Raw genomic sequence first — 13739 nt, forward strand, 5'->3', positions numbered from 1 at the left:
AGGAAAAGGGAATCACATGAGCGCATTAAGTGATGACGAACAGCTTGATAGTTTGAAATCTTTCACTAAAAAGTATGGCTCTGCCATTGTTAGCGGGATTTTAATTGCGTTGATTGCCTTTTTCGGCTGGGAATATTGGCAGAAGAAAAATCTGGCTGAGTCTCAAGTGGAAACCGCTAGAGTGCAGCAATTGATTGGCGATGCTCAGACAGCGCAGGGCGATGCCTTTGCTCAGCTGTCTGCGTCGGCTGATAAAATTGTGAAAGAAGCGCCTGACTCTGTGCAGGCAATTCAAGCGCAATTGCTGATGGCGAAATTGGCTTATGATAAGTCGGATTATGCCAATGCTGAAAAAGCGCTGAAAAAAGTAGAAAATTCAAAAGTTGATGATCAGGGCTTGGTGCAGCTTGTAAAACTGCGTTTGGCTTATGCTCAGCTTGCGCAAAAGAAATATGACGATGCGTTAAAGACATTGTCGGCAGTGAAAGACCCTGCGTTTGCAGCAACAGCGGATGAAGCCCGCGGCGATGTGTATGTTGCAAAAAATGATATTGAAAATGCGAAAAAAGTATATCAAAGTGCATGGGATGCGTTGGCAGAACGTAAAGAAGAACGTCAAATTTTACAAATTAAACTCGAAAGTGTAGGCGTTTTGGTTGATGATCCTGAAATTGAACGTCCGATATTAGATACACAAGTGGAAGTAGCTGAATGAATAGAAAATATAAATTTGCGTGCGCACTGACGGTATTAACACTTGCTTTAGCAGGCTGTGCAAATAAAGGGGTAAAGGTTGAGGAAGTAAAACCGAACCCATTGCCTAAATTAGTCAATGCAAAAAGCCTGACCGCTGTATTTTCTAAAAGCGTTGCTTCTACGAGCGAAGCTGATCCGCTGCGTTTGCGTTTAGATGCGGATAACGGCACCGTTTTTGTGGTGAACCCAAATGGTGAAGTTGAAGCGTATCAAGGCAAGCAGCGTCTTTGGCAAAAGAAAATTTCAAAATCGGGCTTAAGTTCTGGTGTTGAGGCAAAAGATGGCTTGGTGATTGTGGGCAGTCAAAAAGGTCAGCTGTTTGCATTAGATCAAGCGACAGGTGAGCAAAAATGGTCAGTACAGCTGACAGGCGCTTTGCTTGCGCCGTCACTGATTCATGCCGGCCGTGTGATTACCGTTGCGAATGACGGTACAGTGTTTGCGCATGAAGCTGAAACAGGCAAGCAGGCGTGGACATATAGCTTGCCGAATGTTCAGTTCAGCTTGCGCGGTCAGGCGGCGCCAGTGGCCTTAGATCAGCGTAATGTGCTGATTGCATCTGCGAATGCATATATTTATGCGATTGATGCTTTGACTGGCGCGCCGCGTATGCAGCGCCGTATGGCTGTATCCGATGGCCGTTCTGATATTCAGCGTTTGATTGATATTGACGGTGAGCCTTCAGTCGCAGGTCAGTTCCTTGTAACTTCTAGTTTTCAAGGTCAGGTGACTGCAATGGATCTTGCAAGCCAGCAAGTGATCTGGAGTGAAGATGCGAGCAGTACACAGCGTCCTGAAGTTGCTGGCAATGGTGTGTTTGTTGCGCAAAATGACGGTAAAATCACTGCGTATGAAATTACGACAGGCCAGAAACTGTGGGAAAATGATCAGCTGCTGAACCGTCAGCTCAGTAATCCAGTCATGTTTGGCCAAAATCTGATTGTGGGTGATATGGGCGGCGTTCTGCACATGATTGATCCAAGCAGCGGAACCATTGTAGGCCGTGCCAAAACCAGCGGTGATGTGCGTACTTTGCGTGTAATTGACAGTCAATTATTTGTCTCTACACGCAAGGGTGCAATGAGCATCTGGCAGAACCGTTAATTTTTCTGCGGCTTATGCTAAAATAAGCCAACCGTATTTTTAACGCGGGGTAATTGAACATTCAATGCCCCGTGTTTTTATTTATTTTGGGCTTTAATCCAATTCTAACTCTTCCAAAACTTTCTGATGTTCAGACCAGACCTAGCTGGCTGATCTTGAATAAAGGTTAATCTATGAAACCCGTAATTGCGCTCATTGGTCGTCCGAACGTCGGAAAATCAACGTTGTTTAACCAGATTACCAAGAGCCGTGATGCCCTTGTAGCAGACTTCGCAGGTCTGACTCGTGACCGTAAGTACGGTGACGCAACGTATCAAAATAAATCGTTTATTGTTGTCGATACTGGCGGTATTGGTGAAAGTGAAGGCGGCATTGACTCGTACATGGCTGAACAGTCAAAAACTGCGATCAATGAAGCTGACATTATTATTTTTGTGGTGGATGCCCGCGCAGGCTTATTGGCTTCTGATGAGCAAATCGCGCGTGAACTGCGTACTTTAGGTAAGAAAGTTTTTCTTGTTGCCAATAAAGTAGATGGCGTACATGCGGAAGCCGCGCTTGTCGAATTCTATAAATTGGGTATGGGTGAACCGATGCAAGTGGCTGCCAGCCACGGCCGCGGTGTACAGCAGATGCTTGAAGAAGTGCTGGTGGATGTGCCTGAAGATGAAGCTGATGAAGAGCGCGATGAAGACACGGGTTTACGCCTTGCAATCATTGGCCGTCCTAACGTGGGTAAATCAACACTGGTGAATCGCTTATTGGGTGAAGAGCGTGTTGTTGCATTTGACCAGCCGGGTACAACACGTGACTCGATTTACATTCCATATGAACGTGATGGCCGTAAATACACCCTGATTGATACTGCGGGTGTGCGCCGTAAAGGTAAAGTAGATGAAATGATTGAGAAGTTCTCAATCGTGAAAACTTTACAGGCCATGAAAGATGCCAATGTAATTGTTGTTGTGGTGGATGCCCGTGAAGGTATTGTTGAACAAGATTTGCATTTGATTGGTTATGCGATTGAAGCTGGCCGTGCCATTGTGATCGCGATCAACAAATGGGACAACATGACTGAGTATGACCGCAAGCAATGTAAGTTAGATGTGGAACGCCGCTTTGACTTTATTCCATGGGCAAAAATTCACTTGATTTCTGCTTTGCATGGTACAGGTGTGGGTGATTTATATCCGTCTATTCACCGTGCGTATGAATCATCACGTCTGAAAGTGTCTCCTGCAAAAATTACGCAAATTTTGAAAGATGCAACAGATGCTCACCATCCGCCGAAAGTTCAAGGCCGCGCAATCAAAATGCGTTATGCGCATATTGGCGGCCAAAACCCGCCGACCATCGTGATTCACGGTAACAAAGTAGATAAAACGCCTGCGGATTATCGCCGTTACTTAGAAAACGTATTCCGTAAAGTATATAAACTTGAAGGTACGCCAGTAAAAATCGAATTTAAAACCTCAGAAAACCCGTTTGAGGGCCGTAAGTCGCAAATTGATGAGCGTACAGCAGCGCGTAAACGCCGTTATGTTCAGAAATTTAAGAAAGCAGAGAAAAAGTTTAAGCGTTAATTCGTTATTCTTTAACATATTAAAAGCCTGCAATCGCAGGCTTTTTTGTTTTTGGCGCATCTTCATTTATAGTAAAGCGTGAAAGGATGGGAAAGATTGATGGCTGAAATACATTTAGAAGTGTGCAGAATTGATGCTTTAGTTCAGCTGGATGCAGGAATGGAGCGCAAAGCATTCATTCAGATGCAAAAACAGGCCATTGCACAGCACCGTAATCAGCTATTGTCTGCTTACTTGGCAGCAGATATTCAAGATAGCAGTTTTGCGAAAACAGCGTTTGGCAAACCTTATTTAAAAGACCATCCGCAATTTTACTTTAATCACAGTCATAGCCAGCAGCATTATGTATTGGCGCATAGCCAGAGAACGGCAGATCTTGGGGTGGATATAGAAGACTTAGACCGAAAAGTGCGCTTCGAAGCTTTAGCAAAACATGCATTTCATGTACAAGAGCTGGAAACTTGGCTGGCGGCAGGCTGTGATCCTGAATATTGGTTTAAAGTCTGGACGGTGAAGGAAGCTGTGTTAAAAGCATCAGGTTTAGGCATCCGCATCAATTTAAATGAGCTGAATACACGTGTTTATCCCGATGTGAATGGAGGCATGTGCAGTCACCCGGCCATTGGCGTATTTGCCTATCAAAATTATACGCTGCCGCATGCCATGCTGAGTGTCGCATGGCGGGCAGATCAATCTTGCAAAGGTTTTCAGCTGCCGCGCATTCAGCTGTATCAGCACTGAAAAATGCAGGCGTTGAGCTGTATCAGCGTTTACTGATCCATAAGTTGCCCAGACGGTTCACAAACTGTGGGCTGACATTGGAAAGCGTCATCATGACTTTGGTTTTTAGCCCGACAGGATAGTGTGTGCTGCCAAAGATGCTGTCTTTGACATATGCAGTTTTATAAATCTGCGCTGCGACATCTTCTGCGCTTAAATTTACGCCCATATTGTGAATACTTGCGGCATTCATGCCTTTGACCATGGCAGTCTGCACAAATAAAGGCATGATGTCTAAAACGCGGATACCATATTTTTTCCATTCAATATCTAAACCTTCTGTCAGGCCGCGCACAGCAAATTTAGATGCTGCATAGCTGGCAAGATCAGGCTGGCCATAAATGGCGGATGCAGAAGATAAATTGATTACACGTGCATAAGAAGCTTGGCGCAAATAGGGCAGCGCTGCATGGCAGCCATTCATGACGCCTTTGACATTAATGTCGATAGTTTTGTGGTGTGCTTCCAGCGGGGTATCTTCAAAAGGGCCTGAAAATAAGATACCTGCATTATTCACTAGAATATTCAGTTCACCCGCCCATGCCGTAAATTCAGCTAAGGCATTTTGCCAGTGCTGCACATTGCATACATCCAGCAAGCCAGCTTTAGCATTTGGCCCAAGCTTCTGTGCGAGCTTCTGCGCCTGTACCGCATTTAAATCATAGATGCCGACTTTAAAGCCTTGCTGATAAAAGAATATAGCGGTTGCTGCTCCAATTCCTTGTGCTGCGCCGCTAATAAAGATACTGTGCATTTTTTTAATCCCTTATTGTTCTTGCTTGATTGGTTTTGAGCATAACAAATTTAATTCGCTAAGAAACGAACTCTTAGCTAAATTCCGAGGTGCTTCATGGAACAGCTATTAGAAATTATGCGTACGCTGCGCGAACAGTGTCCTTGGGACCAAAAGCAGACGCCGCAAAGCTTGACTAAATATGCTATTGAGGAAGCGTATGAGGTTGAGGCAGCTGTGCGTGAAGGCAATACCGAAGAGATAAAAAATGAACTGGGCGATTTGCTGCTGCAGGTCGTCTTTCAGTCGCAAATGTACAGTGAACAGGGTGCCTTTGATTTTCAGGATGTGGTGCAGGCAATTTCAGATAAGCTGATCCGCCGACATCCGCATGTATTTCAAGCAGATCAATTTAATGCGCTGAGTCCTGAAGATGTAGCGGTGCTTTGGCAGCAGATTAAAGCGCAAGAGAAAGCAGGCCAGCCTGTTTCGCGTTTAGATGCTATTAAACATGGGCCTGCTTTGAATCAGGCGGAAGACATTCAAAAAAATGCGGCGAAAATCGGCTTTGATTTTGAAACTGTAAAAGATGCTTACGCTAAGTTGGAAGAGGAGCTGGATGAGTTCCAAGAGGCCTTAGCGAAAAAAGATTCCGATGAAATACTGGGGGAATTTGGCGATTGCTTATTTTCACTGGTGAATGTGGGCCGTAAAATAGGGGTTTCAAGTGAGCAGGCGCTTTTGGGGACGGTATATAAATTCCGCTCACGCTTTGCTTTTATTGAAGCGCAGGCGTCTGCGCAGCATAAAAATATAGAAGATCTGTCATTGGCTGAAATGGATCAGCTTTGGGAACAGGCAAAACAATACTTAAAACATCAGGATTATCATGAAAAACCGCAGCTTGAATAAAAGACAGCTTTTGATATGGCTCGTTTTTTTATGCGCTATACAATTGATTTGGACGCATTTGAATCCGGCCGAAGGCAGTGAATACAGTCAATGGGAAGCCAGACAGCAGGCGCATGATCAGCGTTTAAAACCGCCGGCGGCAGCGCCTATGAATCAGAAAAATTATTATTTATCCAAACCGGAACTGACAGCGGGAAGTACTGCTGGCAAGATTAGTTTAAATAGGGCAAATGCTGAGCAATTGCAGGAATTGCAAGGTATTGGACAGAAAAAAGCGGAGGCAATTGTGAACTACCGCAGCAAAAATGGAAAATTTAAAAGTATTGAAGAGCTGCAGCAGGTAAAGGGTATAGGTCCTGCAATATTTGCTAAAAATAAACAGCGTTTAGCATTATAAATTGCGCCAAGATATAAAAACTTGTTTAAGCTGTGCAATCGTATTGGCAGAATCAAATTGCCCTTTGATTGTGTTAGAGATATGATTAACGCATCTTAAGATTTTACGTCCAGACGTAGGAGACAGCGTCTTTTGCAAACTTTGCGCGCGTCCAAATGCGGTTTATCCACCGCACAATTACCTTCTTCCATATTAGATGTGATTGATGCCTTAACTAAGGCAGGCTATGAAGCCTATATCGTCGGCGGCGGTGTACGTGACATGATGTTGGGTCTGAATCCAAAGGATTTTGATGCTGTAACGAATGCTACGCCTTCACAAATTAAAGAAGTCTTCGGACGGCGCTGCCGCATTATCGGACGCCGTTTTGAGCTTGCGCATGTGTATTCAGGCCGAGAACTGATTGAAGTTGCAACCTTTCGCGCTCCTCCTAAAAAAGCGGTGACATCTGCTGCAGGCATGATTTTGCGTGACAATAACTGGGGTACGATTGAGCAGGATTTTGTCCGCCGCGACTTTTCCATCAATGCGATGTATTACCAGCCGCGCCAAGGTGTTGTACTCGACTTTTGCAATGCATACGATGATATTAAGCAAAAACGTCTGCGCCTGTTGGGCGATGCGATGCTGCGTTTCGAAGAAGACCCTGTACGCATGCTGCGGACTTTGCGTTTTGCAGCCAAGCTTAATTTCAGCATTGATGAAAGTATTTTAGACGTCTTTACGCCAGAAGCAGCATTGCTATTGCGTGATGTTTCTCCGCACCGTTTATATGATGAATCACAAAAGCTGTTCACGATGGGGCATTTGAACCGCGTGATGCCAATGCTGATTGAGTTTGATATTTGGCATCAGCTGTTTGCTGATATTCAGCCTGAAATCACGCCATTTATTGAACGGGCTGCGAAAAATACTGATCAGCGGATTTCTATCGGTAAAACCATCAATCCTGCATTCTTTTATGCGGTATTGCTATGGAAGCCATTTTTAGAGCGCTGTGAGTTTTATGCGGCTAAAGGTGTCGTGGCTGCAGAAGCGCGTGCTCAGGCCGGTTTAGATGTGTTGAAGCGCCAAGCGACGCGTACCGTCATTCCGCGCTTTGCTGAAACCTTTATTCGTGAAGTGTGGGAAATGCAAACCCGTTTGCTGAATCCGAAACCGCAGCAAATTGAAGCCTTATCAGGCCATGCGCGTTTCCGCGCGGGCTTTGACTTTTTGCTGCTGCGTGAAAAATCTGGTGATAAAGGTACAGGCGGTATGGGCGTATGGTGGGAATCATATCAAACGCTTAGCGCTGACGAAAAAGAACGCACAATTGCAGACTATAACCGTCAGCGTGCGAAAAGCCGCCGTAAAGGCGCTGCTCAAGAAGAGATTAAGCCGCTGCATGATGTGCAGCAGTCAGAAATCGAGCCTTTGGTCAATGAGCCAGAGCCGCGCAGCCGCCGTGCCCGTAAAATGAAACAGCAGGCTGATTTTAAAGTGCAGGCAGCCGTAGGCGGCAATGCTGAAATTACAGCAGATCATCCAATTTTAAAACGCAAGCGTGTGAAGCGTGATCTCAGCACTGTTATTTTTGGGCCAACCCAATGAGTGTCATCACTTATATCGGCCTTGGCAGCAATTTAGGCGATTCACAGCAAATTTTGACTGAAGCAGTTCATAAATTGGCATTACTTGGCGCTGTGAAAGTCTCTAAACTTTATCAAAGTCCGCCCATGGGGCCGCAAGACCAGCCCAACTATTTAAATGCGGCTGTGCAGCTGGAAACAGATTTAGAACCTTTAGCTTTGCTGGATGAGCTGCAGCGTTTTGAGCAGGAATCGGGCCGTGTACGCCTTCGCCGCTGGGGTGAGCGTACATTGGATTTAGATTTGCTGATTTACGGTCAGCAGCAGATACAGAATGAACGCTTAACTGTGCCGCATATGGGTATCATGGAGCGTGATTTTGTTCTGATTCCATTGCTTGATCTCGATGCTGATTTGCAGCTGCATGGACAGCAGATTAAAAAATTATCCATTCTGCAGCAGCCAAGCCTTTCGGTTTTGAATGCAGGAAACTGGGCAAACATCTAAAAATTAATGGCTTGAATAACAGCCATAAGAGGAAAGTCTAGATGATCAGTCTAAGCCACTTAAAAAAACTTAAAGCGGAAGGCCGAAAATTCTCTTGCCTGACTTGTTATGATTCAAGTATGGCCAAAGCATTAGAAGTCGCTAAAATTGATTCAATTTTAGTTGGCGACTCATTGGGTATGACCATTCAAGGGCATGACTCGACATTGCCGGTTGAAGTTACAGATATGGCTTACCATACTGCAGCGGTACGCCGCGGCAATTCACATGCATTTATCATGACAGATTTGCCGTTTATGAGTTATGCAACGCTGAATGACGCTTTGCAAAACTCTAAAACCATTATGCAGGCTGGCGCGCAAATGGTTAAACTTGAAGGCGGCGCATGGCTGTCGGAAACCGTTGAAGTCCTTACCCGTAACGGTATTCCTGTTTGTGTGCATTTAGGTTTAACACCGCAATCTGTACATGTGTTTGGCGGTTATAAAGTGCAGGCGCGCACCCGCGAAACAGCAGATCAGCTGATTGCAGACTGTCAAGCGGTGGTTGCTGCTGGCGCAGCGTTGCTGCTGCTGGAATGTGTTCCTGCACAGGTAGGCAAAGAAATCAGTGAGCTGTTCCCGCAAATCCCTGTCATTGGCATTGGCGCTGGCGCAGATACTGATGGACAGGTTTTGGTGCAGCAGGACATGCTGGGCTTAAACTTTAGCCATGTCGCTAAATTTGTCCGCAACTTTATGAAAGAACAGTCAGGTGAAACGGCAATTGTCGATGCATTTAAAGCTTATCATGCTGCGGTGCTGGACGGATCTTTCCCTGCGCTAGAACAAACTTTCCAAATTGAGCTGTAAAAATATGAAAACTGAAACCACAATTCAAGGCTTGGCTGCTTCTCTTAACCCAGCACGCGCAGCCCGAAAGATCATTGGTTTTGTACCGACCATGGGTAATTTGCACGAAGGTCATCTAAACCTTGTACGTGAAGCGCGTAAGCTGTGTGATGTGGTTGTGGTCAGTATTTTTGTTAACCCGATTCAATTTGGCCCGAACGAAGATTTTGACAGCTATCCGCGGACTTTAGAGCACGATCAGCATTTGTTGGCAGATGTTGGCTGCGACATCGTATTTGCCCCTTCTGTAGAGCAAATGTATGGCAATCAGCCGCGTTTAACCAATATTACGGTTGGCGGTATTACAAATGACTTATGCGGTGCGCAGCGCCCAGGCCATTTTGACGGTGTTGCTGTGGTGGTGACAAAACTGTTCAATATTGTGCAGCCAAACTTTGCATTTTTTGGTCAAAAAGATTATCAGCAGCTGGCAGTTATCCGCCAGTTTGTCCGTGACTTGAATATTCCGCTGGAAGTGATTGGCGTGCCGATTGCGCGTGCGGAAGATGGTTTGGCCCTCAGCTCGCGCAACGGTTACTTAAGTGCAGAAAACCGTGCAATTGCGCCAACTATTTATCAAAGCCTAAAAACAGCAGAGCAGGCGCTGCAGGCTGGCGCCTCGCTGCCGGATGCATTGGCAAATATTCGAAATACGCTGATGCAGGCAGGTTTTGCTGTGGACTATGTAGAAGCGCGCACACCTGAGCTGCAGCCGATAGAGGTATTTAATCAAAATACGGTGCTGTTCATTGCCGCAAAATTGGGTGCAACCCGCTTAATTGATAATTTGCAGATTAAATTTTCTGAGTCTTAATAGATGAAAGGGCAGCAAATACGATGAAACGCATATTAATCGTTACAGGGCAGTCAGGATCAGGCAAGTCATCTGCATTGCAGGTGCTTGAAGATTTAGGTTATTACTGTATTGATAATTTGCCGCTCGCGCTGCTGCCTGAAATTGTTGAAAAGCTGGACCGTGAAAATAATCTTGAGCTGTTGGCTTTAGGGGTAGATGTCCGCAGTACCCGGGCTGATTTGCAGGAATTTGATCAAGTATTCCAGCAGCTGCAGAGCCACGGTACAGTTGATATTATCTATCTGACTACCCGTGATCAGGAATTGATAGCCCGGTTTAGCGCTTCACGCCGCCCGCATCCTTTATCTGCACGTTTTAAAAGCTTAAATGAGTGTATTCAGGAAGAAAAAAATTTGCTGCTGCCGATTCAAATGCGCGCAACAGTACATATTGATACGACCGATAAAAGTGTGCATGACTTGAAGCATGTGCTGCTTTCAAAGCTAGGACAGGCGGATAACTTAATTGTTATTTTACAGTCTTTTGGTTTTAAGCACGGTATTCCGCTGGATGCAGACTATGTTTTTGATGTCAGGCATTTGCCAAATCCGCATTGGGATTTAGAATTAAGACAATATTCCGGGCTGGATGTGCCTGTGCAGAAATTTTTGGAAAGCACACCTCAAGCCAGTGAAATGTTTCAGGATATTTACGGCTTTTTAGAGAAATGGCTGCCAGCTTTTGCTGAAGGGCACCGTCATTATATGACGGTTTCGATAGGCTGTACTGGCGGTCAGCATAGATCTGTTTATATTGTAGATAGACTAAAAAAGGCCCTTGAGGCAAAATGGTCTGTTCAAGTCCTCCACAGAGAAATGAAGCACTGGTCATGATAGACACAACTGTTGACGTAATTAACAAACTAGGTTTACATGCGCGTGCATCCGGCAAACTGATTGAAGTCACCACGAAGTTCCGCTCATCAATTCAGATTGGCAAGGGTGATAAGTTGGTGGATGCAAAAAATATCATGTCTTTGCTCATGCTCGGTGCTGGCAAGGGCACAACTTTACGTCTAGTGGTTGATGGCGCAGATGAAGAAAAAGCTTTGTCTGAGATTCAAGCATTATTCGCAGCAAAATTTTACGAGGCAGATTAATCGTGGCACGCCGACCATCCAGCTATACTGAAGAAGACTTTGAGTCTCTAGAAGGACGTGCAAGTAAGACCGAACAAAAGAAAGCCGTACAGCGTATGGCTGCTTTAGGTGAACAGCTTGCAACTTTGAGTCCTAAGCAGATTAAAAATCTTCCAGTGGAAGAACGCTTGATCGATGCTTTGCTTGATGCGCAAAGCATTACTTCACACGAAGCGCGCCGCCGCCAATTTCAGCGGGTGGGCAAATTGCTTCGCAATGAAAATGAGAGCGTGATCTTATCGTATCTGACACCTAAGCAAGGTTTAAAGAAAACAGCACAGCTGAATCGCTGGGTAGAGCGTATTATTAAAGATGGCGATCCTGTCATCAATGATTTTACCAAGACCTACAATGCAACTGAACGCCATACTTTACGCCAGCTGGTTTTACGTATCCACCGTGATATTGCAAAACAGGCGACTGAAGAGGAAATCGCTGCATCTAAGCTGAAACTTTTCAACTATGTACAGCAGGTTGCGCTGATTTCAGACAATTGATTGTGCATAAAAAAACGGCTCTTATGAGCCGTTTTTTTATGCCTGCACAGCGCTGGTTCAGCTGAATTCGCCAGCAGAACGCTCTTTGGCCCAGTCACGCAATACAAACTTTTGCAGCTTGCCAGTCGATGTTTTAGGAATTTCAGTAATGACCACATCCTTGGGTACTTTGAAGCGCGCAAGATGCTGTTTGCAGAATTCAATAATTTCTTCTGGTGTGGCCTGTTTGCCTGCTTTTAATTCAATAAATGCGCAAGGGACTTCCTGCCAGCGCGGATCAGGCTTGGCGACTACAGCTGCAGTCATGACAGCTGGGTGCTGGTAAAGCACTTCTTCTACTTCAAGTGAAGAAATATTTTCACCGCCGGAAATGATTACATCTTTAGAGCGGTCGGTAATTTTTGCATAGCCGTCAGGCTGGCAGACGGCTAAGTCTCCAGTATGGAACCAGCCGCCAGCAAAGGCTTCTGCGGTTGCTTCCGGATTTTTTAAGTAGCCTTTCATCACAATGTTGCCGCGGAACATGATTTCGCCCATGGTTTGGCCATCATTTTTCACTGGCAGCATAGTTTCAGGGTCCAGCACTTTCATACCGTCTTGCAGCGGGTAAGGCACACCTTGGCGGGAGTGCAGCTGCGCTTGTTCTTGAATTGACAGCTCAGACCAGCCGGCTTGTGATGCGCACAGTGCAGAAGGGCCATAGGTTTCTGTTAAGCCGTAGACATGCGTGACATTGATGCCGATATTGCGCATGCCTTCAATAATAGCTGCTGGCGGCGCAGCGCCCGCAACCATCACTTCAACACGATGGTCAAACTGTGTTTTTTGTTCTTCAGGTGTATTGATCAGCATAGAAAGCACAATTGGCGCACCGCAGAAATAATCGACTTTATGCGCTGCGATCAATTTAAAAATCAGTTCTGGGTCGATTTTACGCAAGCAGATATTGGTGCCGCCATTGGCTGCCATCGTCCATGCAAAACACCAGCCGTTGCAGTGAAATAAAGGCAGTGTCCATAAGTACATGGCGCGCGGTTTCATGCCGCAGGCAATAATATTGCTGGCTGCATTAATGTATGCGCCGCGGTGATGATAGACCACGCCTTTGGGATTGCCTGTAGTGCCTGAGGTATAGCTTAAGCTGATGGCGTCCCACTCATCTCCTGGGAGACTCCATTCGAATTGATCATCGCCTTGCGCCAGCCAGTCCTCGTACTCTATTTGGCCAATAGCGGCGCTCACGCCGTCATATTCAGCATCAGCAACGTCAATGATATAAATTTCTTGATCAATCAGCGCCAGTGCCTCTTGCGCCACAGCAGTAAACTCAGGGTCAACCAGCAGTACTTTTGTTTCGGCATGTTCCAGCATGAATGCAATGGTTTTGGCATCTAAGCGGGTATTGAGCGTATTTAAGACAGCACCAGCCATGGGTACGGCAAAATGCGCTTCAACCATTGCAGGGATATTCGGCAGCAGGACAGAGACGGTGTCATTTTTTTTGATGCCCAGCTGCTGCAGCTGATGCGCAAACTGGCGGCAGCGCTGATAGGTTTGACGCCAGCTGATATGGCGTGAACCATGAATAATGGCATCTTGGTCAGGATAGATATAGGCTGCACGCTCTAAATAACGCAGTGGCGATAAAGCGACAAAATTTGCAGGTGTGCGCGGTAATTCATCATACGGGCTGACCATGTCTAAACTCCATGAGTATTTATTATAATTTCCTGCTTATACAATAAGCAGGATAAGGCAGATTTTCATTTATTCTTTAGTCGAGTATTTACTCTAAATGAGATGCTCATTGTGCTGCTGATTGAAGGTAAATACCAGTTCATGCACTGGGAATTTCTTGATGAAAAATAGCGGAAGATTTTATTTTCGATGCTTGATAAAAAAATACGCTTCAAAAGCTGAGGCCGAGAGGCTGCTATTGGGATAAGTTTTTGCTGTAAATGAAAAAACGGGGGATCGAAATACAGTAAAAATAAATCCGATCAACAGAACAATAA

The 13739-nt window shown here is 45.5% G+C and carries 15 protein-coding genes; 13 read left to right on the plus strand and 2 right to left on the minus strand.

Annotated features, from left to right (window positions below; translation table 11 throughout):
• The first annotated feature begins 16 nt into the window (after positions 1 to 16).
• The 4 genes from D7V32_RS03790 (at position 17) to D7V32_RS03805 (ending at position 4184) form a co-directional block, all read left to right on the plus strand.
• Positions 17 to 715, plus strand: coding sequence for a YfgM family protein (locus tag D7V32_RS03790; RefSeq protein ID WP_120401590.1), 699 nt, complete (start codon positions 17 to 19; stop codon positions 713 to 715).
• Positions 712 to 1860, plus strand: coding sequence for an outer membrane protein assembly factor BamB (bamB, locus tag D7V32_RS03795; RefSeq protein WP_120401591.1), 1149 nt, complete (start codon positions 712 to 714; stop codon positions 1858 to 1860). Before D7V32_RS03790 ends, bamB begins: the two co-directional genes overlap by 4 nt.
• 173 nt (positions 1861 to 2033) lie before the next feature.
• Positions 2034 to 3443 (plus strand): ribosome biogenesis GTPase Der, encoded by a 1410-nt coding sequence (gene der, locus D7V32_RS03800; protein WP_120401592.1) that lies wholly within the window; start codon positions 2034 to 2036, stop codon positions 3441 to 3443.
• Between the two features lie 99 nt (positions 3444 to 3542).
• Entirely contained in the window at positions 3543 to 4184 is a 642-nt protein-coding gene (locus D7V32_RS03805; RefSeq protein WP_120401593.1) for a 4'-phosphopantetheinyl transferase family protein, read from the plus strand.
• 22 nt (positions 4185 to 4206) lie between these two features.
• Here the strand turns inward: D7V32_RS03805 and D7V32_RS03810 are convergent, their stop codons facing one another.
• Positions 4207 to 4977 (minus strand): SDR family oxidoreductase, encoded by a 771-nt coding sequence (locus D7V32_RS03810; protein ID WP_120401594.1) that lies wholly within the window; start codon positions 4975 to 4977, stop codon positions 4207 to 4209.
• A 96-nt stretch (positions 4978 to 5073) separates the two neighbouring features.
• On the opposite strand from D7V32_RS03810, the gene mazG reads away from it, so the two are divergent.
• The 9 genes from mazG (at position 5074) to yjgA (ending at position 11724) form a co-directional block, all read left to right on the plus strand.
• A complete protein-coding gene (mazG, locus tag D7V32_RS03815; protein WP_120401595.1) occupies positions 5074 to 5868 on the plus strand; it encodes a nucleoside triphosphate pyrophosphohydrolase in 795 nt (264 codons plus the stop codon).
• Entirely contained in the window at positions 5846 to 6265 is a 420-nt protein-coding gene (locus D7V32_RS03820) for a ComEA family DNA-binding protein (protein WP_120401596.1), read from the plus strand. Before mazG ends, D7V32_RS03820 begins: the two co-directional genes overlap by 23 nt.
• A 132-nt stretch (positions 6266 to 6397) precedes the next feature.
• A complete protein-coding gene (pcnB, locus tag D7V32_RS03825; RefSeq protein ID WP_120401597.1) occupies positions 6398 to 7858 on the plus strand; it encodes a polynucleotide adenylyltransferase PcnB in 1461 nt (486 codons plus the stop codon).
• The gene (gene folK, locus D7V32_RS03830; RefSeq protein ID WP_120401598.1) at positions 7855 to 8343 is read left to right on the plus strand and encodes a 2-amino-4-hydroxy-6-hydroxymethyldihydropteridine diphosphokinase; all 489 of its coding nucleotides are present in this window, start codon (positions 7855 to 7857) and stop codon (positions 8341 to 8343) included. Before pcnB ends, folK begins: the two co-directional genes overlap by 4 nt.
• Positions 8344 to 8384: 41 nt before the next feature.
• Positions 8385 to 9194: a 3-methyl-2-oxobutanoate hydroxymethyltransferase gene (gene panB / locus D7V32_RS03835; protein WP_120401599.1), complete on the plus strand. Its 810-nt coding sequence runs from the start codon at positions 8385 to 8387 to the stop codon at positions 9192 to 9194.
• Between the two features lie 4 nt (positions 9195 to 9198).
• Positions 9199 to 10047, plus strand: coding sequence for a pantoate--beta-alanine ligase (gene panC / locus D7V32_RS03840; protein ID WP_120401600.1), 849 nt, complete (start codon positions 9199 to 9201; stop codon positions 10045 to 10047).
• 23 nt (positions 10048 to 10070) lie between these two features.
• Complete coding sequence (gene rapZ, locus D7V32_RS03845; RefSeq protein ID WP_120401601.1) at positions 10071 to 10922, plus strand: RNase adapter RapZ; 852 nt, start codon at positions 10071 to 10073, stop codon at positions 10920 to 10922.
• Entirely contained in the window at positions 10919 to 11188 is a 270-nt protein-coding gene (locus D7V32_RS03850; RefSeq protein ID WP_120401602.1) for an HPr family phosphocarrier protein, read from the plus strand. The genes rapZ and D7V32_RS03850 overlap by 4 nt, the downstream gene beginning before the upstream one ends.
• Before the next feature lie 2 nt (positions 11189 to 11190).
• A complete protein-coding gene (gene yjgA, locus D7V32_RS03855; protein WP_120401603.1) occupies positions 11191 to 11724 on the plus strand; it encodes a ribosome biogenesis factor YjgA in 534 nt (177 codons plus the stop codon).
• Positions 11725 to 11781: 57 nt separating this feature from the next.
• Here yjgA and D7V32_RS03860 read toward each other — a convergent pair whose 3' ends face one another.
• Positions 11782 to 13422 carry an acyl-CoA synthetase gene (locus D7V32_RS03860; RefSeq protein ID WP_120401604.1) on the minus strand — a complete coding sequence of 547 codons (1641 nt, stop codon included), beginning with the start codon at positions 13420 to 13422 and terminating at the stop codon, positions 11782 to 11784.
• Between the last annotated feature and the right edge of the window lie 317 nt (positions 13423 to 13739).

Origin of the sequence: Acinetobacter tianfuensis (assembly GCF_003611465.1) — a bacterium.
In the GTDB taxonomy this organism is placed as follows: Bacteria; Pseudomonadota; Gammaproteobacteria; order Pseudomonadales; family Moraxellaceae; genus Acinetobacter; species Acinetobacter tianfuensis.